General features: G+C 71.3%; 24 protein-coding genes. 13 read left to right on the top strand and 11 right to left on the bottom strand.

Annotated elements, in window-relative coordinates; translation table 11 throughout:
• Positions 1–26: 26 nt before the first annotated feature.
• The 5 genes from alr to HD594_RS07175 form a co-directional block, all read right to left on the bottom strand.
• Positions 27–1,142, bottom strand: coding sequence for an alanine racemase (alr, locus tag HD594_RS07195; RefSeq protein WP_373877189.1), 1,116 nt, complete (start codon positions 1,140–1,142; stop codon positions 27–29).
• Between the two features lie 5 nt (positions 1,143–1,147).
• Complete coding sequence (locus tag HD594_RS07190) at positions 1,148–1,543, bottom strand: holo-ACP synthase (protein WP_184750296.1); 396 nt, start codon at positions 1,541–1,543, stop codon at positions 1,148–1,150.
• A 230-nt stretch (positions 1,544–1,773) separates the two neighbouring features.
• A complete protein-coding gene (glmS, locus tag HD594_RS07185; RefSeq protein WP_184750295.1) occupies positions 1,774–3,627 on the bottom strand; it encodes a glutamine--fructose-6-phosphate transaminase (isomerizing) in 1,854 nt (617 codons plus the stop codon).
• Positions 3,628–3,706: 79 nt separating this feature from the next.
• A complete protein-coding gene (gene coaA, locus HD594_RS07180; RefSeq protein ID WP_184750294.1) occupies positions 3,707–4,660 on the bottom strand; it encodes a type I pantothenate kinase in 954 nt (317 codons plus the stop codon).
• Between the two features lie 121 nt (positions 4,661–4,781).
• Positions 4,782–4,949 carry a hypothetical protein gene (locus HD594_RS07175; RefSeq protein ID WP_184750293.1) on the bottom strand — a complete coding sequence of 56 codons (168 nt, stop codon included), beginning with the start codon at positions 4,947–4,949 and terminating at the stop codon, positions 4,782–4,784.
• Positions 4,950–5,080: 131 nt separating this feature from the next.
• On the opposite strand from HD594_RS07175, the gene HD594_RS07170 reads away from it, so the two are divergent.
• The 4 genes from HD594_RS07170 to HD594_RS07155 all read left to right on the top strand — a co-directional run bounded on the left by HD594_RS07170 (position 5,081) and on the right by HD594_RS07155 (position 9,116).
• Positions 5,081–5,641, top strand: a complete 561-nt coding sequence (locus HD594_RS07170) for a YdcF family protein (RefSeq protein ID WP_184750292.1) — start codon at positions 5,081–5,083, stop codon at positions 5,639–5,641.
• A gap of 18 nt (positions 5,642–5,659) precedes the next feature.
• A complete protein-coding gene (locus HD594_RS07165; RefSeq protein ID WP_184750291.1) occupies positions 5,660–6,592 on the top strand; it encodes a Ppx/GppA phosphatase family protein in 933 nt (310 codons plus the stop codon).
• 469 nt (positions 6,593–7,061) lie between these two features.
• Positions 7,062–7,922, top strand: coding sequence for a hypothetical protein (locus tag HD594_RS07160; protein WP_184750290.1), 861 nt, complete (start codon positions 7,062–7,064; stop codon positions 7,920–7,922).
• A 201-nt stretch (positions 7,923–8,123) separates the two neighbouring features.
• A complete protein-coding gene (locus HD594_RS07155; RefSeq protein WP_184750289.1) occupies positions 8,124–9,116 on the top strand; it encodes a TerC family protein in 993 nt (330 codons plus the stop codon).
• Between the two features lie 34 nt (positions 9,117–9,150).
• Here HD594_RS07155 and glmM read toward each other — a convergent pair whose 3' ends face one another.
• The 4 genes from glmM to HD594_RS07135 all read right to left on the bottom strand — a co-directional run bounded on the left by glmM (position 9,151) and on the right by HD594_RS07135 (position 13,705).
• Positions 9,151–10,509 carry a phosphoglucosamine mutase gene (glmM, locus tag HD594_RS07150; RefSeq protein ID WP_184750288.1) on the bottom strand — a complete coding sequence of 453 codons (1,359 nt, stop codon included), beginning with the start codon at positions 10,507–10,509 and terminating at the stop codon, positions 9,151–9,153.
• A 16-nt stretch (positions 10,510–10,525) separates the two neighbouring features.
• Positions 10,526–10,999 carry a 30S ribosomal protein S9 gene (rpsI, locus tag HD594_RS07145; protein ID WP_184750287.1) on the bottom strand — a complete coding sequence of 158 codons (474 nt, stop codon included), beginning with the start codon at positions 10,997–10,999 and terminating at the stop codon, positions 10,526–10,528.
• A 25-nt stretch (positions 11,000–11,024) separates the two neighbouring features.
• On the bottom strand, positions 11,025–11,471 hold the full coding sequence (rplM, locus tag HD594_RS07140) for a 50S ribosomal protein L13 (RefSeq protein ID WP_184750286.1): 447 nt from the start codon (positions 11,469–11,471) through the stop codon (positions 11,025–11,027).
• Between the two features lie 194 nt (positions 11,472–11,665).
• Complete coding sequence (locus HD594_RS07135; protein ID WP_184750285.1) at positions 11,666–13,705, bottom strand: hypothetical protein; 2,040 nt, start codon at positions 13,703–13,705, stop codon at positions 11,666–11,668.
• 275 nt (positions 13,706–13,980) lie between these two features.
• Between HD594_RS07135 and HD594_RS07130 the strand changes: the two genes are divergently transcribed.
• Together HD594_RS07130 and add are read left to right on the top strand one after the other, a co-directional pair.
• Positions 13,981–14,322 (top strand): hypothetical protein, encoded by a 342-nt coding sequence (locus tag HD594_RS07130; protein WP_184750284.1) that lies wholly within the window; start codon positions 13,981–13,983, stop codon positions 14,320–14,322.
• A 135-nt stretch (positions 14,323–14,457) separates the two neighbouring features.
• On the top strand, positions 14,458–15,492 hold the full coding sequence (add, locus tag HD594_RS07125; RefSeq protein ID WP_184750283.1) for an adenosine deaminase: 1,035 nt from the start codon (positions 14,458–14,460) through the stop codon (positions 15,490–15,492).
• 3 nt (positions 15,493–15,495) lie between these two features.
• On the opposite strand, the gene HD594_RS07120 is transcribed toward add, so the two are convergent.
• Entirely contained in the window at positions 15,496–16,008 is a 513-nt protein-coding gene (locus HD594_RS07120; RefSeq protein WP_184750282.1) for a nucleoside deaminase, read from the bottom strand.
• A gap of 319 nt (positions 16,009–16,327) precedes the next feature.
• Here HD594_RS07120 and HD594_RS07115 point away from each other — a divergent pair, with 319 nt between their 5' ends.
• Genes HD594_RS07115 through HD594_RS07085 form a run of 7 tightly spaced genes read left to right on the top strand, consistent with a single transcriptional unit; the run spans position 16,328 to position 23,319 of the window.
• Positions 16,328–17,071, top strand: coding sequence for a GntR family transcriptional regulator (locus HD594_RS07115; protein WP_184750281.1), 744 nt, complete (start codon positions 16,328–16,330; stop codon positions 17,069–17,071).
• A 55-nt stretch (positions 17,072–17,126) separates the two neighbouring features.
• A complete protein-coding gene (locus HD594_RS07110) occupies positions 17,127–18,641 on the top strand; it encodes an aldehyde dehydrogenase family protein (protein ID WP_221446573.1) in 1,515 nt (504 codons plus the stop codon).
• Entirely contained in the window at positions 18,642–20,024 is a 1,383-nt protein-coding gene (locus HD594_RS07105) for an NtaA/DmoA family FMN-dependent monooxygenase (protein WP_184750280.1), read from the top strand.
• The gene (locus tag HD594_RS07100) at positions 20,021–20,521 is read left to right on the top strand and encodes a thiamine pyrophosphate-binding protein (protein WP_184750279.1); all 501 of its coding nucleotides are present in this window, start codon (positions 20,021–20,023) and stop codon (positions 20,519–20,521) included. Before HD594_RS07105 ends, HD594_RS07100 begins: the two co-directional genes overlap by 4 nt.
• A complete protein-coding gene (locus tag HD594_RS07095; protein WP_184750278.1) occupies positions 20,518–21,132 on the top strand; it encodes a thiamine pyrophosphate-dependent enzyme in 615 nt (204 codons plus the stop codon). Before HD594_RS07100 ends, HD594_RS07095 begins: the two co-directional genes overlap by 4 nt.
• Positions 21,132–22,697, top strand: a complete 1,566-nt coding sequence (locus HD594_RS07090; protein WP_184750277.1) for a GMC family oxidoreductase — start codon at positions 21,132–21,134, stop codon at positions 22,695–22,697. The genes HD594_RS07095 and HD594_RS07090 overlap by 1 nt, the downstream gene beginning before the upstream one ends.
• Positions 22,698–22,728: 31 nt before the next feature.
• The gene (locus HD594_RS07085; RefSeq protein ID WP_184750276.1) at positions 22,729–23,319 is read left to right on the top strand and encodes a nucleoside deaminase; all 591 of its coding nucleotides are present in this window, start codon (positions 22,729–22,731) and stop codon (positions 23,317–23,319) included.
• Here HD594_RS07085 and HD594_RS07080 read toward each other — a convergent pair.
• Positions 23,295–25,094: a metallophosphoesterase gene (locus tag HD594_RS07080; RefSeq protein ID WP_184750275.1), complete on the bottom strand. Its 1,800-nt coding sequence runs from the start codon at positions 25,092–25,094 to the stop codon at positions 23,295–23,297. The genes HD594_RS07085 and HD594_RS07080 overlap by 25 nt on opposite strands.
• Positions 25,095–25,619 lie beyond the last annotated feature (525 nt).

The following is a 25,619-nucleotide window of genomic DNA, read 5'->3' as shown; positions in this document are numbered from 1 at the left end:
CGTGCCGACCAGCTCATCGATGCCCGTCACGCCGACACCTGCCGGCGGTGCACCCGTGGGCCGATGCGCGTGACGATCTCGTAGTTGATGGTGCCGGCGGCGTCCGCCCACTCGTCGGCGGACGGGACGCCGAGCGTCGGGTCGCCGAACAGCACCGCCTCGTCGCCCACCGCCACCGGATGGTCGCCGACGTCGACGACGAACTGGTCCATCGCGATGCGCCCCGCCACCGTGAACCGCCGTCCGCCGATGGTCACGGGACCCCACGAGGACGCCTGCCGCGGCACGCCGTCGGCATAGCCCAGGGGGACGAGCGCGAGCGTCGTCTCGCGCTCGGTGCGGTGCGTGTAGCCGTACGACACGCCCTGCCCGGCCGGCACGCGGCGCACCGCCACGACCGGTGCGCGCAGCGTCATCGCGGGCCGCAGGCCCAGGTCGGCGCTGGTCTTGTCGGCGAACGGCGACAGCCCGTACATGCCGATGCCGACGCGCACGCAGCCGAGGCGAGCCTCGGGCAGCGCGATCGCGGCGTGCGTCGCGGCGATGTGCCACAGGCGCGGCGTGAGGCCGACGGATGCCGCCACGCCCAGCCCCTCTTTGAACACCGTCAGCGCCTGCCGGTCGTCGGCCTCCGTGGTGTTCGACAGGTGGCTGAACACGCCGACGACCCTGATCTTGCCGATGCGCTCGAGCCGCGCCGCCTCGGAGAGCACGACCTGCCAGTCGCCGGGCGCGATGCCGTTGCGGCCGAGGCCGGTCTCGAGCTTGAGGTGGACCACGACCGGCCGGTCGACGGATGCCGCCGCGGCGGCGGCCATGAGCTGGTCGGCGCTCGAGACGCCGAGCTCGATCCCGTGCGCCGCGGCCTCGGCGAAGGACGCGCCCGGCGCGTGCAGCCACGACAGGATCGGCGCATCGATGCCCGCGCGGCGCAGCGCCAGCGCCTCGGTCACGTCGGCGACGCCGAGCCGCGCGGCTCCCCCGTCGAGGGCGGCCGCGGCCGAGCGGGCCGCGCCGTGGCCGTAGCCGTCGGCCTTGACGACGGCGATGACCTCGGCGTCGGTGAGCCGCCGGAGGTGCCGGATGTTGGCGGCGATGGCTCCGACGTCGACGGTCGCCTCGCGCAGGATCCCGGGCGGCATGAGCGTCATGCGGGCGCTCCGGCGGGTCGGTCGGCGGGCGCTGCGGCATCCGCGGCTTCCGCGACGACGTACGCGGTGGCGAAGCCGCCGTCGTGCGACATCGACAGGTGCAGGCCCGTGATGCCGCGCTCGTCGACGACGGAGGCCGTGGACCCCGTGAGTGTGAACCACGGTCGTCCCGATGCCTCGGGAGTGATCTCGATCTCGGTCCAGTGCAGGCCTTCGGAGCCGCCGAGCGCCTTGATGAGCGCCTCCTTGGCGGCGTAGCGGGCCGCGAGCGAGCGGGGCCTGAGTTCGCGTTCGGCGGGCGAGAACAGCCGCTCGAGCAGGCGCGGCGTGCGGGCGATCACGTTCTCGAAGCGCGCGATGTCGACCAGGTCGATGCCGATGCCGACGATCACGCGCAACTCCTTCCGGCCGCGGCCCGGCGAATCTGCCCGTGCGTGCGCGGCATCCGCCACACTATCGCGCCCCGCATGGCGCCGACCGCGTGACGGAACTCAGGCAGGGCCGGTCCGACACGCCCCGGGCCACGGCGCGTCGCCGCGGTCAGCCTGAGTTCGTGCACGCCGCGCCGGCGGTCGGGCCCGGTGGGGTCGCCCCGAGCGGCCCGGGCGCGCGGAGGCGCCCGCTACTCGACCGTGACGGACTTCGCGAGGTTGCGGGGCTGATCGACATCCAGCCCCTTCGCCGTGGCGAGCCCCATCGCGAAGATGTGCAGCGGCACGACCGCCAGCAGCGGCTCGAACATCGCGCCCGCGAGCGGGACGCGAAGCACCTCGTCCGAGATCGGGAGGACGGCGGCATCCCCCTCTTCGGCGATCGCGATGACGCGGGCGCCGCGGGCGTGGATCTCGCGGATGTTCGACACGACCTTGGAGTGCATCACCGGCGCTTCGCGCGGCGAGGGCACGATCACGAACACCGGCTGCCCGGGTTCGATCAGCGCGATGGGCCCGTGCTTGAGCTCGCCGGCGGCGAAGCCCTCGGCGTGGATGTAGCTGATCTCCTTGAGCTTGAGCGCGCCCTCGAGGGCGATCGGGTACCCGACGTGGCGCCCGAGGAACAGCACCGAGCGGGTGTCGGCCATCCAGTGCGCGAACTGCTCGATGTGCTCCTGCTCGGTGTCGAGGATGTGCTGGATCTTCTCCGGGATCGCCTCGAGCTCGAGCAGGTGCTGGGCCACCTCGGTGCGCGACAGCTTGCCGCGCACGAGCGCGATATGCAGCGCCAGCAGGTACTGCGCGGCGATCTGCGCGACGAACGCCTTGGTCGAGGCGACGGCGACCTCGGGGCCGGCGTGCGTGTAGACGATCGCGTCGGACTCGCGCGGGATCGTCGCGCCCTGCGTGTTGCAGATCGACAGCGTCTTGGCGCCGCGCTCCCGCGCGTACTTGACCGCCATGAGCGTGTCCATCGTCTCGCCGGACTGGCTGATCGAGATGACGAGCGTGTCGGGTCCGATGACGGGGTCGCGGTAGTGGAACTCATGTGCGAGGTCCACGTCGACGGGCACGCGCGCCCACGTCTCGAGGGCGTACTTGCCGACCATGCCGGCGTAGGCGGCGGTTCCGGCGGCGATGATGACGATGCGCGAGACCTCGCGGAACAGGTCGTCGAGGCCGTCCAGCTCGGGGATCGCGACGACCCCGTCGCGGATGCGGCCGCGCAGCGTGTTGGCGACGGCCTCGGGCTCCTCGGAGACCTCCTTGGCCATGAAGCTGGACCAGCCGCCCTTCTCGGCGGCGGACGCGTCCCACGTCACCTCGAACGGCTCGACCTCGACCGGGTGGCCGGTGAAGTCGGTGACGGTGACGCCTTCGGGGGTGATGGCGACGATCTCGTCCTGGCCGATGGCGAGGGCGCTCCGGGTGTGCTCGACGAACGCCGCGACATCCGACCCGAGGAAGTTCTCGCCCTCGCCGAGGCCGATCACCAGGGGCGAGTTCCGGCGCGCGCCGACGACGAGGCCCGGGTGGTCCTCGTGCACCGCGAGCAGCGTGAACGCACCCTCGAGGCGTGCCACGGTCGCGCGGAAGGCGGCGACCAGAGCGCCCCCGTTCGCCTCGTACTCGCGGCCGAGGAGCACCGCGGCGACCTCGGTGTCGGTCTCGCTGCGGAAGGTGTGGCCCTCGCTGACGAGTTCGGCCTTGAGCGCGGCGTAGTTCTCGACGATGCCGTTGTGGATGACGGCGAGCTTGTCGTCGTCGGCCAGGTGCGGGTGCGCGTTGGCGTCGGTGGGGCCGCCGTGCGTGGCCCAGCGGGTGTGGCCGATGCCGGTGGTGCCGTCGCTCATGGGATGGGCCGACAGATCGTCGCGCAGCACGGTCAGCTTGCCGGCGCGCTTGCGCATCCCGAGGTGCCCGCCCTCGTCGATGACGGCGATGCCGGCGGAGTCGTACCCGCGGTACTCGAGCCGCGACAGACCCGCGATCAGAATGGCCTGGCTGTCGCGCGGGCCCACGTATCCGACGATTCCACACATGGGATACATGGTAGGCGGGCGGGTATGCGAGGGGTCCGAACGAATCGGCGGGGCGGATGCCGCCCCGCGCGAAGCCGGCTCAGAGCTTGCGCAGCAGCACGCGCTCCACGGTGTGGTCGGCGGCCTTCTGGAGCACCAGGTTCGCGCGGTGGCGCGTGGGCAGGACGTTCTCGCGCAGGTTCGGCAGGTTGATGTCGTTCCAGAACCCGAGGGCCCGCTCGACGGCCTCGTCGTCGGTCAGCTGCGCGTAGACGTTGAAGAACGAGTTCGGGTTCGTGAACGCTCCGCGACGCAGCGCCAGGAAGCGCTCGACGAACCACTGCGTGATGTGGTCGGCGTCGGCGTCGACGTAGATCGAGAAGTCGAACAGGTCGCTGACGGCGACGTCGTTGGGGGCCGGCGGCGGCTGCAGCACGTTCAGCCCCTCGACGATGACGACGTCGGGGCGGCGCACCGTGACGTGCGCGTCGGGCACGATGTCGTACCGCATGTGCGAGTAGAACGGCGCGCGCACCTCGGGGTGACCGCTCTTGACCTCGGTGAGGAACTCCACGAGTGCGCGGCGGTCGTACGACTCGGGGAAGCCCTTGCGCGTCATCAGCCCGCGGCGCTCGAGCTCGGCGTTCGGGTAGAGGAACCCGTCGGTGGTGACCAGCTCGACGCGCGGCGTGCCGGGCCAGCGGCTCATGAGCTCGCGCAGCAGACGCGCGATGGTGGACTTGCCCACGGCGACGGAGCCGGCGACGCCCACGACGAACGGCGTCGGGGCCTCGGTGTCGCCGAGGAAGTCGCTGGTGTCGTCGCCGAGCCGCTTGGTGGACTCGGCGTACAGCGACAGCAGCCGCGACAGCGGCAGGTAGACCTGGCTCACCTCGGCGATGTCCAGGCGGTCGCCGATGCCGCGGATCTGAATGATCTCGGTCTCGGTCAGCGGCTGCGCCATGCCCGCGGCCAGGCGCGCCCACTCCGCGCGGTCGATCTCGCGGTAGAGCGAGAGCGCGGGGGCTGCGACGGTCGTGTCTTCGGCGGCCATTGGGCCAATCGTAGTGCCGGATGCCTCGCACGCGCGCCGCGTGTGGACGCCGGCGACCGCGGCTCGGGACCCTCCCGCGGACAGACGACGGCCCCCGGAGGATGTCCGGGGGCCGGCCTGTTCAGGAACGCGCGAACAGCTTGGCGAAGAAGCCGCTCGAGGGCTCCTTCTCGTGCTGGCCGTCGCACCACTGCGACGCGGGGACGCCGCGCTTGACGCTGGCGATGTGCTGGCCGCAGCCGGCCCAGGTGGTCTTCCCGCACTTCTTGCAGGTCGCAGCACGGCACATAGGTGAACTCCTCGTTCGTTGGTTGACGCTTGCGTGACACTATACCCCCCGGGGTATCCCGCGTCCAATCGGCCTCGTGTGATGTGCGCCGGGTATCATCGCCGCGCACGACACCGAGACCGGGAGGACGCGTGCCCCGCACCCGACGCCGCCGCATCGCGATCGCCGTCGTCTCGGCGTGCCTCGGCCTCGCGGCGCTCGTGGTGATCGCCGGCCTGCCCCTTTACGTCTTCCCCCCGCCCGCCGAGATCGAGCGCTCCGATCTCGTCCAGGTCCTGGGCCCCGCCCTGGACGACCGCATCGAGATGGCCGAGCAGCTCGTCGCGGACGGCTATGCCGACCGCATCCTGGTGTCGGTGCCCCCCGAGGGCGAGCCGGCCTCCGACCCCGAATGGTGCAACGACCCCCTGTTCACGTGCCAGGTCCCCGACCCGTACACGACGGACGGCGAGACCGTCATGCTCGAGCGGTTCGCGCGCGAACACGGGGTCACGAGCACGATCGTGCTGACCGAGACGGGACACGTCGCGCGCGCCCGGTACATCTACTCCACGTGCTACCCGGGCGATGCGACGGTGGTCGAAGTCCCCGCGGACCGCACGGCGCAGTGGCTGGTGTGGACCTACGCGTATCAGACCGGCGCGTTCGTCAAGGCGTTCCTCACCGGGTGCGCGCCCACACCGGACCCGTGAGCCCACTACGCTGATCACGTGCGTCTGGGAGTCCTCGACATCGGCTCGAACACCGTCCACCTGCTCATCGCGAACGCGCGGCCCGGGGGTCGGCCCCTCGCGACCACCAGCAACCGGACCGTCCTGCGCCTCATGCGATATGTCGGCTCCGACGGGTCCATCAGCGAAGAGGGCATCGTCGCGCTCGAAGACGCCGTGCGGCAGGCCCGCAAGACGGCCGCCGACGAGCAGGTCGACGAGCTCCTCGCGACCGCGACGTCCGCGGTGCGCGAGGCGACGAACGGCGAAGTGGTCATCGCGCGCATCGAGGCCGCTCTCGGCCAGCCGCTGCAGGTGCTCGGCGGCGAGGCCGAGGCGCGCTACACCTTCCTCGCGATCCGGCGCTGGTTCGGCTGGTCGGCCGGTCAGATCCTGATGTTCGACATCGGCGGAGGATCGCTCGAGATCGCGGCGGGCGGCGACGAACTGCCGGATGCCGCCGAGTCGGTGCCGCTGGGCGCGGGGCGCATGACGATCGAGTTCCTGCCCGACGACCCGCCGACCGAGGACGAGATCGACGCCCTCAAGAGCCACGCCATGAAGGTGCTCAAGCCGGTCGCCGAGCGGTTCGGCGAGCTCGACCGCCCCGATCACGTGGTGGGATCGTCGAAGGCGATCCGCTCCCTCGCGAAGCTCGCCGGCTATCCCGTGCCGGGCTGGTCGGGCATCGAGCGGATGGTGCTGCCGCGCCAAGCGCTGAAGTCGTGGATCCCCCGACTGGCGCGCATTCCCGCCGAGGCCCGGCAGGAGCTGCCCGGCATCACCGCCGACCGGACGTTCCAGATCGTCGCCGGCGCGGTCGTGCTCGAGCGGGCGATGAAGGCGATGGACATCGACGAGCTCGAGGTGTCGCCGTGGGCTCTGCGCGAGGGCGTCATGCTGCGCTACATCGAGTCCATGGCGTGGGGCTGATTCCGCGCTGCCCGCACGCGGCGGAGGCGATGCTCAGTCGTATCCGAGCGTGACGATCGCCTCGGTGACCGGAGGATTCTCCACGGGAGTCATGGTCGGGTAGCCGAGCGGCAACGCGCTCTGAGTCGGGTTCGGTCCTGCGGTGTTCACGGCACCAGTCTACCTTCTGTGGTCTGACCACACAACGCACGTCGCGTCCTCGTGGAAGCGGTACCCATTCTCGTCGCCTCCCCGGCGATGCGCCAAGCCGACGCGCCCGTGCTGGAGATCCCGAGAGACGCGGTGCCGCATGGCGTGAGTGTCGCGGCACAGGGTGTTCGCCTTCGGCACTGGACGTCCGCGCCGTATCGCACCAGACTGGGGCGCAATATGGGGAAGCGCGCTGCGCGAGGCCGTCCCGACGAAGAGGTCGGCCGAGGCGTGGCCGAGGGGGCGACGCCGTCTGTGGCCGGCGTTCCGGGGGTTGTCCGTGACTGAACAGAACTCCGTCCCGGCGGCTGGGGCCGCCGCGACGACCGACCGATCCGACCGCATCCTGCCGGTGACGCGCTGGGTGGCGATCATCATCGTGCCGTTCCTGGTGGCCGCGGCGTTCCTGCTCTTCGTGTTCCCGAATCAGTCGGGCGAGCTGTTCGCGTGGCAGATCGACCCACCACTGTCGGCCTACATGCTCGCCTCGGCATACGTCGGCGGCATCTGGTTCTTCGGGCGTGCCGGCGCCGCGCGCAAGTGGCACCGTCTCGCGCCGGGGTACCCGGCCGTGACGGTGTTCGCGGGTGCACTGCTGGTCGCGACGCTCATCCACCTCGACAGGTTCTCGCAGAACCTCTCGTTCTACACGTGGATCACGCTATACGCGACGACGCCCTTCATCGTCGCCGCACTCTGGTGGGTGCAGCGCCGCTACGCCGATCCGCGGCCGGACACCCCCGAGACGTACGTACCGGCGTGGGTGCGGTGGGCGGTCGCCGTGATCGGCACGGGGGCGCTGCTGTTCGGCGCCTCGATGTGGGTCGCGGCCGACGCGATCATCCCGCACTGGGCGTGGGACCTCACGCCGCTCACGGCGAAGGTCACCGGCGCCGTGCTGGCGCTGACCGCGGTCGTCGGCTACGGGATGCTGGCCGACGCGCGCTGGAGCTCGTTCCGCATCCTCTTCCAGGCGCAGCTGGTGAGTCTCGCAGCGATCATCGTGTCGATGTTCCTCGGCGCGGACGCGCTGTACCCGGACCGCCCGATGACGTGGGCGTTCATCGCGCTCATCGCCGCGGCGTCCGTCCTCTACCTCGGCCTGACCGTGTGGATGGAGCGCCGCCTGCGCGCCGGCTGAGCTCCATTCCGGGTGACTTCCCAGCGAGAGGACACACGCGCGGCGGTCATGCCCCCTATGCTCGGACGGAACAAGGGGAGTATTCCCTCGCGGTGAGCGCGTCACGACGGGTCCGACGACGGATCCCGCGCCGCCGGTCCGGCTGCGGCCGTGGCGGAAGAGACCTTGGCGAAGCCGTTCGCCGACGTCTCTGGAGCAGCCGTGGACATCACTCCCCTCGTGTGGATCATCACGATCGCCATCACGATCGCCTTCTTCGTGTTCGAGTTCTACGCGCACGTGCGAAAGCCGCACGAGCCGTCGATCGGCGAATCGGCGCGGTGGTCGGCGTTCTACATCGCCCTCGCCCTGCTGTTCGGCGTCGGCATCGGGCTGGTTTCGGGATGGGACTACGGCGGCGAGTACTTCGCCGGGTACCTGACCGAGAAGGCGCTGTCAGTGGACAACCTGTTCGTCTTCCTACTGGTGATGACCGCGTTCGCCGTGCCGAAGATGTACCAGCAGAAGGTGCTGATGATCGGCATCGTGATCGCGCTCGTGATGCGCGGCGCGTTCATCGCGGTGGGCGCGGCGCTCATCGCGAACTTCTCGTGGGTGTTCTACCTGTTCGGCGCGCTGCTGCTGGTGCTGGCGTACCGGCAGGCATTCGCCGACCACGGCGGCGATCCCACCGACAATCGGCTGATGCGGTTCGCGCGCCGGCACCTGCCGCTGTCGGACGAGTACGACGGCGACCGCCTCTTCACGGTACGGGGCGGCCGGCGCCTGGTCACCCCGATGCTGCTGACGATCATCGCGATCGGGTTCGTCGACCTGGTGTTCGCGGTGGATTCGATCCCGGCGATCTACGGCCTCACCGAAGAGGCGTACATCGTCTTCACCGCGAACGCGTTCGCGCTGATGGGCCTGCGCCAGCTGTACTTCCTGATCGGAGGCCTGCTCGAGCGGATGGTCTACCTGGGGCAGGGCCTCGCGGTGATCCTCGCGTTCATCGGCGTGAAGCTGCTCATCCACGCCCTCCACGTCAACGAGCTGCCGTTCATCAACGGCGGCGAGCCCGTGAAGTGGCTGCCCGAGATCCCGATCTGGTTCTCGCTGCTGTTCATCGCGGCCACGATCACCGTGGCGACGGTCGCGAGCCTGGCAAAGACCCGCCGCGACCGCGCACGGGCCCTCGAACGCACGCAGCGATGAGGGCGGATGCCCAGCTGCGCGGCGGGTGGCGCCGCTACGCCAGCGCGAGTTCCAGCTGAACGACCTCGGCGAGACGGTCGGCGTGGCGCTGGGCGTCCTCGGCGGAGGCCGCCTCGACCATGACGCGCACGACCGGCTCGGTGCCGGACGCGCGCAGCAGCACGCGCCCGGTGTCGCCGAGCTCGGCCTCGGCGGCGGCCACGGCCTCGAGCACGGCCGGATGCTTCACGCCCTCCCGGTCGACGCCCTTCACGTTCACGAGCACCTGCGGATACACCGTCATGACCGACGCGAGCTCGGCCAGGGTCCGGCCGGTGCGCGCCATCTCGGCCACGACGTGCAGTCCCGTGAGCAGGCCGTCGCCGGTGGTGGCGTACTCGCTCATGATGACGTGGCCCGACTGCTCGCCGCCGAGCGAGAAGCCGCCTTCGTTCATGCGCTCGAGCACATAGCGGTCACCCACCGCCGTCTGCTCGACGCGGATGCCCTGCTCTGCCATCGCGCGGTGCAGGCCCAGGTTGCTCATGACGGTGGCGACGAGAGTGTCGTCCTTCAGCGCGCCGCGCTGCTTCATCGACACCGCGAGGATCGCCATGATCTGGTCGCCGTCCACGACGTTGCCGTCCGCGTCCACGGCGAGGCAACGGTCGGCGTCGCCGTCGTGCGCGATGCCGACGTCGGCGCCGTGCTTCACGACCGCGGCGGCGAGCCCGTCGAGGTGGGTCGAGCCGACGCCGTCGTTGATGTTGAGGCCGTCCGGATCGGCGCCGATGACGGTGACCTTCGCGCCGGCGTCCTTGAACGTCTCGGGCGACACGCCGGAGGCGGCGCCGTGCGCGCAGTCGAGCACGACGTGCAGGCCGTCGAGGCGGTTCGGCAGCGACGCGAGCAGGTGGACGACGTAGCGGTCCTCGGCGTCGGCGAAGCGGCGGATGCGGCCGACGCCGGCGCCGGTGGGCTGCCACTTCTCGCCGTCCATGGCGCGCTCGATGCGGTCCTCGACGATGTCGGGCAGCTTCACGCCGCCACGGGCGAAGATCTTGATGCCGTTGTCGGGTGCGGGGTTGTGCGAGGCCGAGACCATGACGCCGAAGTCGGCGTCCATGTCGGCGATGAGGAACGCCGCGGCCGGGGTCGGCAGGACCCCGGCGTCATACACGTCGACGCCCGACGAGGCGAGGCCGGCTTCGACCGCTGCCGAGAGGAACTCGCCCGAGACGCGGGGGTCGCGGGCCACGACGGCGGTGATGCGCTTGCCTGCCGCCCGGCGGGCGTCGGCGGAGCGGCCCTGGCCCAGGACGACGGCGGTCGCCTGGGCCAGGGACAGAGCGAGGTCGGCGGTGAGGGGGCCGTTGGCCAGTCCCCTCACGCCGTCCGTGCCGAAAAGCGGCATCGGATCGCGCCTCGCTTTAGCGCTTCGAGTACTGAGGCGCCTTGCGGGCCTTCTTGAGACCGGCCTTCTTGCGCTCCTTGACGCGAGCGTCGCGCGAGAGGAAGCCGGCCTTCTTGAGGGTCGGGCGGTTGTGCTCGGCGTCGATCTCGTTCAGCGCGCGGGCGATGCCCAGGCGCAGGGCGCCGGCCTGACCCGAGGGGCCGCCACCCTGGATGCGCGCGACGACGTCGTACGCACCGGTGAGGTTCAGCAGCGTGAACGGGTCGGTGATGAGCTGCTGGTGCAGCTTGTTCGGGAAGTAGTCCTCGAACGCACGACCGTTGATGGTGATGGTGCCGGAGCCCGGGATCAGGCGGACGCGAGCGATGGCCTCCTTGCGGCGGCCGACCGCGGCGCCGGGAACCGAGAGCACGGGGCGCTCGGCCGCGACGGCCTCCTGGTCGACAGGGGTCTCGGTCGAGAAGTTCTGCGGGGTTTCGTTGTTCGCCACGAGTGTGTCCTTATCTGGGCGGCGCTTACTGGGCGACCTGGTCGAAGGTGTACGTCTTGGGCTGCTGAGCGGCGTGCGGGTGCTCGGCACCGGCGTAGACCTTGAGCTTCGACAGCTGCTGACGGCCCAGCGTGTTCTTGGGGAGCATGCCGCGGACGGCCTTCTCCACCGCGCGGACGGGGTTCTTCTCGAGGAGCTCCTCGTACGAGACGGCCTTCAGACCGCCCGGGTAGCCCGAGTGGCGGTAGGCCATTTTCTTCTGGAGCTTCTGGCCGGTCAGGGCGACCTTGTCGGCGTTGACGATGATGACGAAGTCGCCCATGTCGACGTGGGGAGCGAAGGTCGGCTTGTGCTTGCCGCGGAGGATGGCGGCCGCGTGCGAGGCGAGGCGTCCGAGGACGACGTCGGTCGCGTCGATGACAAGCCACTCGCGCTGGGCTTCGCCAGTCTTGGGGGTGTAAGTGCGCGTCACAGTAGTGCTGCTTTCTTGATTCGAACGGAGAGGTTCGTGAATCCCACTCCGGGGTGGTTCTGCGAGCCGAAGGCCGCCGAACCCGCCAGTGGAGGGCTCACGTTCGCGGTGCCGCGCCAGCGGGACACAGGCACCAAAGAGTCAGTCTACGTCATTTCGGATGCCGCGCCAAAACGACAGGATCCGCCCGGCTCCTAGCCTGCGTCGGCGTCGGCGTCGGCGGTCGGCGGGTTCGTCGGGTCGGGCGTCGGGTAGTCCCACGGCACGAGCCACGGCTGCTCGACCTTGATGCGCTCCTCCTCGTCGCGCAGCGCCGTCACCGCCGCGGCGTACTCCCGGAGCTGCGTCGTGGCGCGCTTGCCGTCCTTCTGCCCGGCGACGACGGCTTCTGCGGCGGCGATGACCGCGTCCCGGTACGTCTGGTCGGGAAGACCGTTCTCCTCCGCGATCGTGGCCGCCGTGGCGGGCAGGCTGGATCCGAGCGCCCCGAACGTCTCGCCGACCGCCGCTCCCGCCTCGTCGAGCGCGGCCGCGGACACCTCGGTGTTCGTCGTCAGGGACTCGAGGTTGACCAGATGCGCCCGCGCGATGTCGGTCGCCGCCTCGAGCGATTCGAGGTCGCTTTCGTCCACCTCACCGCGCTCGTAGGGGTCCGGGGCGGCGGCGACCCCGGCGTCGAGGAGAGCACGGAGGTCGTCGACCGACGACTCCGCATCCGACCTCAGGTCCTCGTCGCTCATCCCCTCCACGGCGGTCACGGCCGCCTCTGCCGCGTCGACCGTCCCGAGCGCCTGCGCGTGCAGCTCGTCATACGCCGCGATGGACGCGTCGAGATCGTCGCTCGCCGCGGGGATCTGCGCTTCGATGCGCTCGAGACCGGCGAGGGACTCGGCGACGCGGTTGTTGTGGCCGATGATGTTCGCCACGACGACCGCGCCGACGGCGATCACGGCGACGATGATGATCGAGAAGGTGATGCCCCACTCGCGGGCCCGCCACCGGCGCCCGCCGAAGCGGGTCCGCGCGGGAACGAAGACCGGCTCGCCCGGCCGCGTGGGCGCCGCCGTGTCGTCGACCTTGCCCGACCGCTCGCCGCGCCCGCGGGTGCGTCCGGCAGGCTGTGCCGGCGCATCGGGAGCAGCCGCGGGGGCGGCTGCAGCGGGGGCGGCTGCAGCGAGGGCGGATGCAGCGAGGCCGGATGCCGCGGACGCCTCCTGCTCGGAGGTCGCGGGAGCGTCGGTCTCGGGAGGCGCGGGGGCCGTGGCAGCGGGCGAGGCGGGAGTCTCGGGCGCCGGCGCGGCAGGTGCCGCGGCGTCGCGCGGGCCGGTTTCCTCAGCCTCGGGCTGCACCGGCGTCGCAGCGGTCGCGCTGTGCCACAGCCATGAGATCCCGCTCTTGCGGGGAGCGACGTCGGAGTCCTCGGCGGCGACGGTCGGCACGGCGCCGGTGTCCAGCGAGAGATTCCCGAAGAGTTCGTCGAGCTCGTCCAGCGCGGATCGGCGGCCGGCGCCGGTCTCGGGCGCCGACGAAGCCGGGTCGGAGTCGTCGACGGACGATGCGTCGGGCTCGGCGGGGTGTTCGGGCTGGGGTGCCGGTGCCGATTCGACCGGCTCGGAGGGCGGAGCGACCTCACCGGGAGAGACCGTCTCGGCGGTGCCGAGCTCGTCGGCCTGATCGTCGGGGAGCGGCGCCGCGGCGACCGCGATCGGCGCTGCGGCCGGCGACGACTCCGGGGCGGGGTCCGCGGGCAGGCCGGCTGCCGGCGTCTCCTCGGTCGCGGCGAGCTCCTCGGGAACCGGCGCCGCTCCGGCATCCGCCTCCGGCGTCGGCGACGCTTCAGCCGAACCCGGCTCGGGCTCGCGCGCCGCAGGCTCGGATGCCGCGGGCTCGTCTCTCTCGAGCGCAGCAGCGCCAGGGCCGGCAGCCTCGGGCTCCGCGGCCTTCGCCTCCGGCTCGGGCTCAGGCTCCGGCTCCGGCTCCGGCTCCGGCTCCGGCGGAGGCTCCTCGAACAGCGCGGTCAGCGCGTCGACGGAGTCGTCGAGCTCGCGGACGCCCCCCTCCGCGGCCGGCTCCGCGGGGGCGGCCGCGAACAGCGCGTCGAGGTCGTCGACGCCCGCTCTGCGCGCGGCGGCCGGCGCCTCGTCGCCCGCGAACAGCGCCGACAGACCGTCGTCGACGGCGCGGCCCGTGCTCGACTCGCCGGGCGCGCTGCGTCCGAAGAAGTCGGCCAGCATGCGCGCACGGTCGTCGGCGGCGTCACCCGCCGGTGCGCCGCGTGCTGCCCCGCGGGGGGCCGAGTCGCCGTCTGTGCCTCGAGGATTGCCCATGATCCGTGCGCCCGCCGGTTGAGGTCGCGAGCGCGGCCAGTGTACACGCGCGCGAAGACCCGATTCTGAGCGTCCCCCGGTCCTGTGGGCGCCGGAACGCAAGCCCCGGGGCCGCCCTGCCGATGTCGGCGGCCGCGTCGTACCCTTTAACCCTCTCGGCCGGAGAAGGGGATCCGGCACACGTGGGAACGTCCAAGCGCTACGCGCAGCACTACGACGGCCTCATGCGCGAGCGCCTCGACGAGGTGCGGATCCCCCCGTGCACGCTCCCCCACCACGCGTTCGGCCCCGACGACATCCGCTGGGCGAAGCCGTCCGAGAAGCAGTCGGTGTGGGCGTGGATCTCGTGGCCGCACAAGCCCGCCGAGCGCCTCGCCGCCCGCGCGATCGGCTGGAACGACCGCGTCGTCATCGTGGAGTGGGACGACCGCACGGGCACCCGCAACACCGTCGTGTGGCGCAACGCGGTGACGCTGCGCACGGCGGGCACGGATGCCGATCCGCGCGCCCCGCGCGAGCGCTGAGTCCGGTGCGCGCCGCACCGGCTTCGGGCGATTCGCCGGCATCGGGCGATGTCGCTACGGTGATCGGACAGCCGCCGCCCGCACAGATGAGACCGGCGCGTCGATCCGCCGAGACCCCCAGCGAACGGAGCCCGCATGCTGAGCACGTACGACTACCTGCGCCTCCTGCCGAAGGCGGAGCTGCACTGCCACTTCGTCTCCACGATGCGGGTGAGCACCCTCGTCGAGCTCGCCGCAGCGCACGACGTCGCCCTGAAGACCGACGACCTCGACGCGCTGCTCGACTACGAGGGCCTCCCCGACTTCCTGGACGTGTTCAATGCGGCGCACCTGGCGCTCACGACCGGCGACGAGATCGCCCGCGTCGCCTACGAGGGCGTGGAGGATGCCGTGCGCGACGGCAACCTCCGATACCGCGAGTACTTCATCAACCCCGACAACTTCGCTCCGCGCGGCATCGACTACGCGAGCCTCATCGATGCCGTCACCGACGGCCTCGTCCAGGCCGAGCGCGACTACGGTGTGGGCTTCCGCATCGTCGCCGCGATCAACCGGTCGCTGCCGGCGGCCACCGCTGTGCGCATGGTCGAGACGGTGATCGCGCATCCGCGCGATTGCGTCGTCGGCATCGGCATGGACGATCTGACGCCCGAGCTGACCGAGGACCCGCTGCGGTTCCGCGAGGCGTACGAGCTGGCCACGCGGCACGGGCTGAAGACATCGGCCCACGTCGGCGAGACGATGAACGCGTCGCCGTGGAACGTGGTCGACGCGCTCGAGACGCTGGGCGTCGATCGGATCGACCACGGCTACCGCGTCGTCGACGACGCGGACGCCCTCGCCCGCGCCGCGGCATCCGGCATCCCCTTCACGTGCACGCCGCACTCGACGCGCATGCTGTCGGGCTGGGAGTTCGACCCGTCGCACCGGATCGCGCAGATGGTGCGCGCGGGGCTGCCGGTGACCCTCGCGACCGACGACGCGGTCTTCTTCAAGACCGACATCGGCCGCGAGTACACCGACGCTCTTCCGGGCATGGGCATGGACGACGCCCAGGCAGCGCGCATCGCGCGCGCCGGCTTCGAAGCGGCATGGTGCGACCCCGCGCAGCGCGACCGCATGCTCGCCGAGGCGGACGCGCAGATCCTCGCGCTGTCGGCGCTGCGGTAGAGGTCAGCGGACCCAGAAGTCCGCGTGCGCAGCGATCGCCTCGTCCCAGATGGCCGGACCGGCGACCGTGATGGCGCGCTGACCGGCGTTGAGGACGGCGGCGCTGGAGAGCGCCATGGTCGGGTTCTCCTCATGGTCGCCCGTGAGCACGGCGAGCTGGGCCTCGGTCATCGCCCACACGACGCGGCCGATGCCGGACCAGTAGATCGCCCCGGAGCACATCGCGCACGGCTCGCAGCTCGTGTAGAGGGAGTATCCGGCGAGCGCCTCGGTCCCGAAGACCTTGAACGCGAGCCGGGCGAGGTTCGTCTCGGCGTGGGCGGTGCAGTCGTTGTCGGTGTTGACCGAGTTCTCGGCGACCAGCACGACCTCCCCCGCTGGGTCGGCCAGCACCGCGCCGAAGGGATGGTTGCCGTGCGCGACCGCACTGCGGCCGACGTCGATCGCCCGTCGCAGCAGCATGCGATCGAGTTCCGTGATCGCCGGGTCCTCGGCCACGGCGGTGGGATCGGTCATGTCTTCTCTCCTGGGATCGATTCGCGGCGGGCGCCCTCACGCGAGCGCTCCGGGCAGTGTTCGCGGGTCGTCGATGCACGAGAACACTACGTGGCGGCTCGCCGCGGGCAACGACGCGGAAACGGACCTTTTACGCGCTTGTTACATGCCTCCGCCACACGATGATCCCTCGATAAATCCCCGGTCAGATTTGAATAACACATCCCGTTCATCGGTGAATCGCGTCCGCATTGGTACACACACGTTCAGCTACGTTTCTGAGCCATGCGGTGTCTCCATCCCGGTGCCGGCCGCTGATCACCCAGCCCGAAGAGGAACCATGACCGACTCGTCCAGCCTGGCGCTCGAGCACCTGCCCGGTGGCTCCGCGCCCCTGTACGAGCGGATCGCCGACGAGGTGCGCCGGCGAGTCGACGCGGGCATCTGGAGCCGCGGCCACCGGCTGCGGTCCGAGGCCGAGATCGCCGCCGATCTCCAGGTCGCCCGCGGCACGATCCGCCGTGCGATCGCGCTGCTGGTCGAGTCGGGTCACCTCGTGCAGCGCCAGGGCGTCGGCACGTTCGTAGCGGGCCGCGAGGGGCTTCGCGTCCCCGGCCGCTTCGAGTCGCTCGGCCAGCGCATGGAGCGCAACGGCGTCGACCACGAGACCGTCGAACTGGGCCGCGACGTCGTCGATGCACCCCAGCCATCGGGCGCCCCGGTGCGGTCGCTGCGCGTTCGCCGCCTGCGCCTGCTCGACGGCGTCCCGATGTCGGTGCTCGTCAATCAGATCCCGCTCGACATCGCGCCCGGGATCGAACAGGTGGATCTCGTGACGATGTCGCTGTACACGCTGCTCGAGAAGTCGTTCCACGTGGCGATCGAGCACAGCGAGCTGACCTTCGGCGCCATCGCCGCCGACGCCGAGCTCGCGGCACTGCTCGACGTGCCGGTCGGTGCGCCCCTCACGCACCTGGTCCAGTCCACCTACGGCCCCGGCGACGTCCGCATCGACGACGCCGAGACCTGGATCCGCCCGGATCGGCACCAGCCCACCGTTTCGCTCTGGAGGACCAACTCATGAGCATCCGCCTCCTGACGACGTGTGCCCCGGCGCGCGACCTGACCGAAAGGACCCCATGAGCGTCGAATCCGAACCCCGCCCCACATTCGGCGACGCCGTCGGGCGCTTCCTGGCGGACGGGCCGAAGCGCATGCTCATCGGCGGCGAGTGGATCCCGGCCTCCGCCGGTGAGACCTTCAGCACGGTCGACCCCGCCACAGGCAGCCCGCTCGCCGAGGTGGCGCGCGCCCGCTCGGAGGACGTCGACCGCGCCGTGCGCTCGGCACGCGAGGCGTTCGAGTCGGATGCGTGGCGGAACATGTTCCCGGCCGACCGCGCGAAGCTGCTGTGGCGGGTCGCCGACCTGCTCGAGCGCGACCTCGAGGAGTTCGCCGAGCTGGAGTCCCTCGACCAGGGCAAGAACTGGCGCACATCGCGCCTGGGCGAGATCCCAGCGGCGATCAGCCAGTTCCGGTACTTCTCGGGCTGGGCCACCAAGATCCTCGGGTCGACGGTTCCGACGTCGCTGAGCCGCACCCCGGCCGGCAAAGAGGTGTTCGCCTACACGCGCCGCGAGCCGGTGGGTGTGGTGGGCGCGATCGTGCCGTGGAACTCGCCGCTGCTGATGGCCGCGATGAAGCTCGCGCCGGCGCTCGCGGCCGGCTGCACCGTGGTGCTCAAGCCCGCCGAGAACACGCCGCTCACGGCGATCCGCTTCGGCGACCTGCTCATCGAAGCGGGGATGCCGCCGGGAGTCGTGAACATCGTCACCGGGTACGGCGGCGAAGCCGGACAGGCGCTCGCCGAGCATCCGGGGGTCGCGAAGATCTCGTTCACGGGCTCGACCGCGGTGGGCAAGAAGCTCGTGCAGACCGCCTCCGGCGATCTCAAGCGGCTCACGCTCGAGCTCGGCGGCAAGTCGCCGTCGATCATCATGCCCGACGCCGATCTGTCGCAGGCGGTACCCGGGGTCAGCCGCGGCATCTTCGACAACGGCGGCCAGGTGTGCATCGCGAGCTCGCGCATCTACGCCCACCGGGACGTGTACGAACAGGTCGTCGAGGGCATGTCCGCGTTCGCCCGGGGCCTCAAGCTCGGCCACGGACTGGACCCGTCCAGCGACCTCGGCCCGCTGGTGAGCCAGGTGCAGGCCGACCGCGTCGCGAGCTTCATCGACGAGGGCCGCGCCGACGGCGTGGAGGTCGTCACCGGCGGTGCGCGGTCGGGGGCGATCGGCACGTTCTACGAGCCGACGGTCCTCACCGGTGTCCGCGAGGACATGCGCCTCATGCGCGAGGAGATCTTCGGCCCCGTCGCGACGGTGACCCCGTTCGACGACGTCGACGAGGTGCTCGCGTGGGCGAACGACTCCCGCTACGGACTGGCGGCGAGCGTGTGGACCGAGGGCCTGAGCAACGCGCACCGCATCGCGGCGCGGCTGGAAGCGGGGACGGTGTGGGTGAACTGCCACTCGTTCCTCGGCCCCGAGCTCGTCAAGGGCGGGCACAAGGAATCCGGGTGGGGGTACGAGAACGGGCCCCAGGGCCTGGAGAACTACCTCGAGACCAAGTCCGTCGTGGCGGTGATCTGAATGGCGAAGCGAATCGCGCTCGGCGTCTTCGAGATGATGAACCCCAGCAACGGGATGCCGACCTGGACCGACCCGCGCGGACGCGGCGACGACTGGGACCGCCTCGAGTACTGGGTCGACCTGGCGAAGATGCTCGATGCCGCCGGCTTCGACTTCCTCTTCTTCGCCGACACCTACGGCTACGCGACGCTGCAGGGGGTCATGCCCGAGGAGGTCGCCGCCCACGGCATCCAGTTCCCCGCACTCGACCCCATGCTCGCGATCCCGGCGCTCGCCCGCGAGACCGCGTCGCTCGGGTTCGTCGTCACCTCGCCCACCACGGTCGAGCGCCCCTACGCGACCGCACGCCGGTTCGCCTCGCTCGACCGGTTCACCGACGGCCGGATCGGCTGGAACGTCGTCACCGGCAGCTCTCAGGCCACGACCGACGAGCTGTTCGGGGTGACCGCGAAGCTGAACCACGATGAACGCTACGACGCCGCCGACGACTTCCTCGACACGTGCCTTCGGTTCTGGGAGCACAGCTGGGACGATGACGCCGAGGTGCGTGATCGCTCCCGCGGCGTGTACGCCGACCCCGCGAAGCTCCACCGCGTCGAGGTGGACGCCCCCCACCAGCGCGCGCACGGCGTCTTCGCCGTTCCCCCGACGCCGCAGCGCACACCCGTGCTGTTCCAGGCCGGCACCTCAGACCGCGGCCGCGCGTATGCCGCCCGGAACGCCGAGGCGGTGTTCATCCAGGGTCAGTCGATCGTCTCCGCCGCCGCGCACGTCGCCGACATCCGCGCGCAGGCCGAGTCGCACGGGCGCGCGGGCTCGGAGGTCAAGGTGGTGACGGGCATGACCGTCACCGTCGCCCCGACCGAGGCCGAGGCTCGCGCGCTGCGCGCGGAGTACGAGGCGCTGCTGGGCCTCGACGATGCCGCCGTCATGTTCGCCGGCATCACCGGCATCGACCTGACCGGCGTGGACCCCGATACGCGCCTGACCGACCTGCGCACGGATCTCGGGCAGACGCTGGTCGACCGCTACGCGAAGAAGGACCCCGACGTCCGGGTGCGCGCCGTGCTGGACCAGTTCCGCACCAAGGCGATCCGCGGCTTCCAGGTCACCGGATCCCCCGAGCAGGTCGCCGACGAGATCGAGGAGATCGTCGACGGCTCCGGCATCGACGGGCTCATGCTCGAGCCCACCTTCGGCGGCCCCGCCGCATACCGCGCCTTCATCGACCTCGTCGTCCCGATCCTCGCCGAGCGGGGGCGTCTGACCGCCCCCGCGGGCCCCACGCTGCGCGAGCGCTTCGGCGGCGGCGCCCGACTGTCCCCCACGCACCGCGCTCACCGGCTCTCGGCGAGCGCCGCACCGAACGGAGAATCCGCATGAGAGCCGACGCCGTCGAGGCGGTGATCCGCGGCCTGAAGAAGGCCGGGGTCTCCGTCGCCACCTACCTGCCCGACTCGCTGCTGAAGGAGCTGTATCCGGCTCTGGACGCCGACCCCGACATCCGCACGATCCCCGTCACGAACGAGGGCGAGGGTGCCGCGATCGCCGGAGGCGTCTTCCTCTCGGGCAAGCGCGCCGTGCTCGTGATGGAGAACTCGGGCCTGCGCGCCGCCACCGAGCACCTGGCGCGCATGGGCCTGGGCGCCGGCATCCCGGTCGTCATGATCATGAGCTACCGCGGCGAGATGGGCGAGAACAACTGGTGGGCCATCCCCCACGGCATCACGATGGAGCCCCTGCTCCAGGCGCTGCGCACGCCCTACACGATCGTGCGGGACGTCGAGGAGCTCGAGACCGCGATCGTCCGCGCCTACGACACCGCCTACGCGTCGTACTACCACGCCGCCATCGTTCTCGGAGGGGATCTGGTCCGATGAGCTACTCCCGTTTCGAAGCCATGAAGCTGCTCGGGGCGCGCCTCGAGTCCGAGCTCGTCATCCTCTCCCTCGGGGGCGCCGTCGACGAGTGGTACAACGCCGCACCGCACATGCGCGACGCGAGCCTGTTCCAGCAGCAGCTCGGCTGCGTCACCCCCGAGGCGTTCGGCCTCGCCGTCGGCCTGCCGCACCGCCGCATCGTGTCGCTCGACACCGACGGCGGGCTGCTGTTCAACCTGGGCATCCTCGCCACCCTCGCCAACGAGCAGCCGCAGAACCTGTTCGTCGTCGTCTGGGACAACGAGCAGTACCAGTCGATCGGCGGTCCCCGCACCCACACGAAGGGCGGCCGCGTCGACCTCGCCGCGATCGCCCGCGGCGCCGGCGTCGAGAAGGCCTTCACGGCCGAGACGCTCGAGGAGTTCGACGCGCACTGCGCCGCCGGGCTCGCCGCGACCGAGCCGTACATCGTCGTCGCCAAGACCGACGGCATCCTCGAGCCCGGCATCAAGCGCAAGCACTCCGACGGGCGCGAGGACAAGTACATCTTCGTCCGTCACGTCGAAGACACCGAGGGCATCACCATCATGGGTCCGAGCGAGCACAACTGATGCCGGTCGTCACCTTCCCTGCCGCCGCCTACGACTTCGTGGTCGTGGGCGGCGGCGCCGCCGGATGCGTCGTCGCGGCACGGCTGTCCGAGGACCCCGCGGCACGTGTCCTCCTCGTCGAGGCGGGGCCCGATCACCAGGGCGTGCGCGAGATCCTCGAGGCCGCGCACTGGGACGCCATGATCGGCGGCCCGTACGACTACGGCTACGCCTCCACCCCCACCGAGCACGTGGTCGAGCGGTCGATCGCGATGCCGCGCGGGCGCGTGCTCGGCGGCAGTTCGAGCACGAACGCGATGCTCTGGTACCGCGGCGCGCGCGCCGACTACGACGCGTGGGCGGATGCCGGTGCCACCGGCTGGGGCTACGACGACCTGCTCCCCTACTTCCGGCGTTCCGAGTCACGGCCGGGCGGCGACCCCGCCTACCGCGGGCTCGACGGTCCGATGCGCGTGGCGCCGCTGACGCGTCGGCACACCATCGCCGACGCGCTCATCGATGCCGCCGCCGAGCGCGGGATCCCCGTGATCGACGACGCCAACGCCGCCTCGAACGAGGGCGCGACGTACGCCGACTACAACGCCGTCGAGGGCGAGGACGGCTCGTTCGAGCGCTGGAGCACCGCGCGCGCCTACCTCGAACCGGCCCTGACGCGCCCGAATCTCGACGTACTCGTCGACAGCCCGGTGCACGACCTCGTGCTCGACGGCATCGCCGTCGTCGGCATCCGCCACCGCGTCGACGGCACCGTGGTCACGACACGCGCCGACCGCGTCGTGCTCAGCGCCGGCGCCTTCGACACCCCGCGCCTGCTGCAACGCTCGGGCATCGGCGACCCGCTCCGCCTGCGCCACGCCGGGATCGACCCGCGTCACGCGCTGCCCGGCGTGGGCGAGAACTTCCAGGACCACCCGCTCATCCTGGGCGTGAACTTCCGCGCCCGCGCCGACCTGGGTCCCGTGCTCGGCAATGGCGGCGGCTCGATGGTCAACTGGCGGAGCTCCTACGCGGCCGCCGGCCCCGACCTGCACGCCGTCATCGCGCACGGCTCGCGGGGCGACGACCGGCTCCACGAGGAGTACGACCTGTCGGGCGACCGCGTGTTCGCGATGGTGCCGGGACTCTACGGCTCACGCAGCGTCGGCTGGGTGCGCTCGCGCTCGGCCGATCCCGATCTGCAGGCCGACGTCCAGCCGAACTACCTCGCCGACCCGCACGACCTCGCCGCCATGGTCGAGGCGCTCGAGGCCGTACAGGACCTGATCGCGAGCCCCGCATTCGCGGACATCGCCGAAGGCCCGATCACACCACCGTCGTCGATGACCGACCGCGCCGACCGCGTGTGGTTCGTCCGCCGGAACATCGGCTCGTTCTTCCACGGCGTGGGGACGGCCCGCATCGGCACCGATGAGGACGCGGTCGTGGACCCGCAGCTTCGCGTGCGGGGTCTGGACCGGCTGTGGGTGGCGGATGCCTCGGTGATGCCGACCATCCCCACCGCCAATACGCAGGCCCCCACCGTCGCGATCGCCGAGCGCGCCGCCGAGCTCATTCGAGCAGACTGAGCACCACCCGACCCGACCGACGGAGAAGATCATGACCGACATCACGACCGCCTTCACGATGGCGCTCCCCGACTGGCTCGCGTCCGAGATCCCCTCCCTGCCGCGAACCCTGGCGAGCGACGCCGAGCGCATGGCGCTGGTGAATGCGCTCGCCGACCGCAACTGGCGCGAGGGCAACGGCGGACCGTTCGCCGCGATCGTCGTCGACGAGGCGACCGGCGAGCTGATCTCCGTCGGCGTCAACGTCGTCCTCAGCACCCGCATCAGCTCCGGTCACGCCGAGGTGATGGCGCTCGCGCTCGCGCAGCGCAGGCTCGGTCGGTGGGATCTCGGCGAGGATGGAGCGCGCCTCGCGCTCGTCGTCAACTGGCGCCCGTGCGTCCAGTGCTACGGCGCCGCGATGTGGAGCGGCGTGCGTTCGCTCGTCGTCGCGGGCGACGGCCCCGAGCTCGAGGAGCTGACCGGGTTCGACGAGGGCCCCATGGTGGAGGACTGGGCCGACCAGTTCCGCGCTCGCGGCATCGACGTCACGATCGGAGTGGCCCGCGACGACGCGCTGGAGGTGTACCGGGCCTACGGCGCCAGCGAGAGCGTCGTCTACAACGCCCGCGGCGACGACTGATCGCCCGTGACGTCGCCGCGCCCCACCGCGACCCGGTCGATCACCCACGGCCCGAGCTCGGGCATGCGCACGTCGAACGCCCACGTCACGACCTCGCCGGCGCCGGTGTCGAGCACCGAGAACACCGCGTGGTCGTTGCTCTGGACGTAGGGCTGCGGCAGCCCGTCCTCACCCGTGAACGGCGCGACCGACGGGACGACGGGCTCGAGCCCCGCCGGGTCCCCCACCGCCCGATAGTCGCCGGCGTCCCACGGCGCGGGCGGGATGACGCGCTCGCGACCGCTGCCCCGCCAGAACGCGCCGTGCGTGTTGCCCACGTTCGAGGTCTCGAGGTAGACCGTGCCGGAGGCCGCGACGAAACGGTTCCACAGGTGCGAGTGGCCGCTGAGCACGAGGTCGACCCCGGCTTCATCGAGCAGCCCGGCGAGGTCGCGCAGCTGGTCGGCATCCGCGGGGTAGTCGTAGCGCACGCCGATGAGCTCGCCGTCGTCGGAGCGCTCCTCGATCCGCACCGGATCGGCGAACGGCGGCGAGATGTTCGCGCCCAGCCCGTGAGGTCCCTCGTGCATCATCACGACGCGATATCTCGCGCCCGTGAACTCCTCGGACGCGAGCTCGGCCCGCAGCCATTCGTGCTGCGGGCTGCCGGGCGCGAGCGAGGCGAAGATGTGCTCGCCGTGCCCCTGCGCCATCGGATCGGCGAGGTTCGCCGGCGCCTCCTGCCAGCGACTGGTCGTGGTGCGCTCGGCAGGGTCGGCGACGGCATCCGTCGGTCGCCACATGCGCGTCGCGAAGAGCGAGACGAGGCGGATGTCGCCGAAGCTCACGGCGTAGTACGTCGCACCGCCGGGCGAATCGGTGGGCAGCGTGAACATCTCGTCGTATGTGCGCGTGTTGAACGAGTTGCCCTCGATCCACGCGTCCTGCACGGCGGGATCCCCCGCCGGGTTCACGGATGCCGCGACACGCTCGTACTCGGCCGCGGCCACGGCGCGCGGCACGGCGCTGAAGATGGCAGACAGCATGTTGACGCTTCCCGCGGTGCGCCCCTGCACGTCGTGGTTTCCGACGGCGGGGAACAGCGGTGCGTGCTGCACGATCTCTCCTCCGCGGTACTGGACGAGCTCGTGCCGATCGGGGCGGGCGCCCCGGCCCTGCAGCAGCGCCCAGAACGCGCTCCCGCGGGTGTCGTCGAACCACTCCGACGCACGGTCGGGCAGGTTCGCGAGATCGCCGGCGGCGAAGACCGCGTCGAAGGGCCCTGCCGCCTCGACCGCCTTCTGCAGGTTGGCGGCGACGTTCGGCGCGGCCTGGTGGTCGCTGGTCAGCAGCACCCGCAGAGCGTCGCCCCGGCGTGGGGCCGGACCGAGGGTGAACACGTCCGAGACCGCGAATGAGTCGTCCCCGAGGGACACGACGCGGTACGGCATCCGCTCCCCCGCCGCGAGGGCGTCCACGAGCGCCTCGTGCCGCCAGATCTCGCGCGGCACGATCCCGTCGCGCGTGGTGGGCCGGCGCTCCTCGGGAACCCACGATCCGGCGTCCTCGGCCAGCTGCGAGAAGCGGCGCGAGGCCGCGACGACGACGCGCACGCCCGGCGCGGGAGCCGATCCGGATGCCGCGTCGCGGGCGGCATCCGCCGTCAGCCCCGTCACGCCGTCGCCGACGAGCACGGCATGGCGGATGCCGCGCGCCTCGGTCGCCCACGCCACGTGCACCGCGGCTTCGGACGGAAGCTGCAGGAACGGGTCGCTGAGCAGGGTGATCGGGTCCATCGTCCGCACCGTATCGCTCCTCGGTTTCGCGTTGCTGAACGACCCGGTCGAAAAGAAGAGCGGCCCGTGTGCTGGGGACACACGGGCCGCTGACCGCCAGAGAATCGCGGGCACAAGCACCCGAAGCATGGCCGGCGATGGCGGGTTGAAGCAGAGCGCTGGGAAGCTCTGTTGGCAACAACGCTACGGAGCCGCAAGAGATCTGTCTGTCGGCACTTTGGGGGACATCGGATCGTTTCGGCCGGCTCTCATGTTCGTCCACCACCCGCGCACCACGCCTCACGCGCGCTCCCACACCACACGCCTCACGCGCGATCCCACACGCCACGCCGCACGCACGCTCCCGCACGCCACGCCGCACGCACGCTCCACGCCGCACGCACGCTCCCGCACGTCACGCCGCACGCGCTCCACGGCGCACGTGTGCTCCGCACTGCTACCTACGCCGCTGAGCGAAACCGTCGCGGTGGCGGGGGCACGCCGTCCCATGCGTAGCGAAGGTGAAGTCGGCGCGGCAGCGGCAGT

The organism is Microbacterium thalassium, assembly GCF_014208045.1.
Taxonomy (GTDB): domain Bacteria; phylum Actinomycetota; class Actinomycetes; order Actinomycetales; family Microbacteriaceae; genus Microbacterium; species Microbacterium thalassium.
This window is presented reverse-complemented; position numbering and strand designations above follow the sequence as displayed.

What these genes read in the sequence shown, in the direction of transcription:
- alr (WP_373877189.1), bottom strand. Translation starts at nt 1,142, where the DNA reads ATGCCGCCCGGGATCCTGCGCGAGGCGACCGTCGACGTCGGAGCCATC.
- glmS (WP_184750295.1), bottom strand. Translation starts at nt 3,627, where the DNA reads ATGTGTGGAATCGTCGGATACGTGGGCCCGCGCGACAGCCAGGCCATT.
- coaA (WP_184750294.1), bottom strand. Translation starts at nt 4,660, where the DNA reads ATGGCCGCCGAAGACACGACCGTCGCAGCCCCCGCGCTCTCGCTCTAC.
- HD594_RS07175 (WP_184750293.1), bottom strand. Translation starts at nt 4,949, where the DNA reads ATGTGCCGTGCTGCGACCTGCAAGAAGTGCGGGAAGACCACCTGGGCC.
- glmM (WP_184750288.1), bottom strand. Translation starts at nt 10,509, where the DNA reads ATGCCGCTTTTCGGCACGGACGGCGTGAGGGGACTGGCCAACGGCCCC.
- HD594_RS07135 (WP_184750285.1), bottom strand. Translation starts at nt 13,705, where the DNA reads ATGCTGGCCGACTTCTTCGGACGCAGCGCGCCCGGCGAGTCGAGCACG.
- add (WP_184750283.1), top strand. Translation starts at nt 14,458, where the DNA reads ATGCTGAGCACGTACGACTACCTGCGCCTCCTGCCGAAGGCGGAGCTG.
- HD594_RS07120 (WP_184750282.1), bottom strand. Translation starts at nt 16,008, where the DNA reads ATGACCGATCCCACCGCCGTGGCCGAGGACCCGGCGATCACGGAACTC.
- HD594_RS07115 (WP_184750281.1), top strand. Translation starts at nt 16,328, where the DNA reads ATGACCGACTCGTCCAGCCTGGCGCTCGAGCACCTGCCCGGTGGCTCC.
- HD594_RS07110 (WP_221446573.1), top strand. Translation starts at nt 17,127, where the DNA reads ATGAGCGTCGAATCCGAACCCCGCCCCACATTCGGCGACGCCGTCGGG.
- HD594_RS07105 (WP_184750280.1), top strand. Translation starts at nt 18,642, where the DNA reads ATGGCGAAGCGAATCGCGCTCGGCGTCTTCGAGATGATGAACCCCAGC.
- HD594_RS07100 (WP_184750279.1), top strand. Translation starts at nt 20,021, where the DNA reads ATGAGAGCCGACGCCGTCGAGGCGGTGATCCGCGGCCTGAAGAAGGCC.
- HD594_RS07095 (WP_184750278.1), top strand. Translation starts at nt 20,518, where the DNA reads ATGAGCTACTCCCGTTTCGAAGCCATGAAGCTGCTCGGGGCGCGCCTC.
- HD594_RS07090 (WP_184750277.1), top strand. Translation starts at nt 21,132, where the DNA reads ATGCCGGTCGTCACCTTCCCTGCCGCCGCCTACGACTTCGTGGTCGTG.
- HD594_RS07085 (WP_184750276.1), top strand. Translation starts at nt 22,729, where the DNA reads ATGACCGACATCACGACCGCCTTCACGATGGCGCTCCCCGACTGGCTC.
- HD594_RS07080 (WP_184750275.1), bottom strand. Translation starts at nt 25,094, where the DNA reads ATGGACCCGATCACCCTGCTCAGCGACCCGTTCCTGCAGCTTCCGTCC.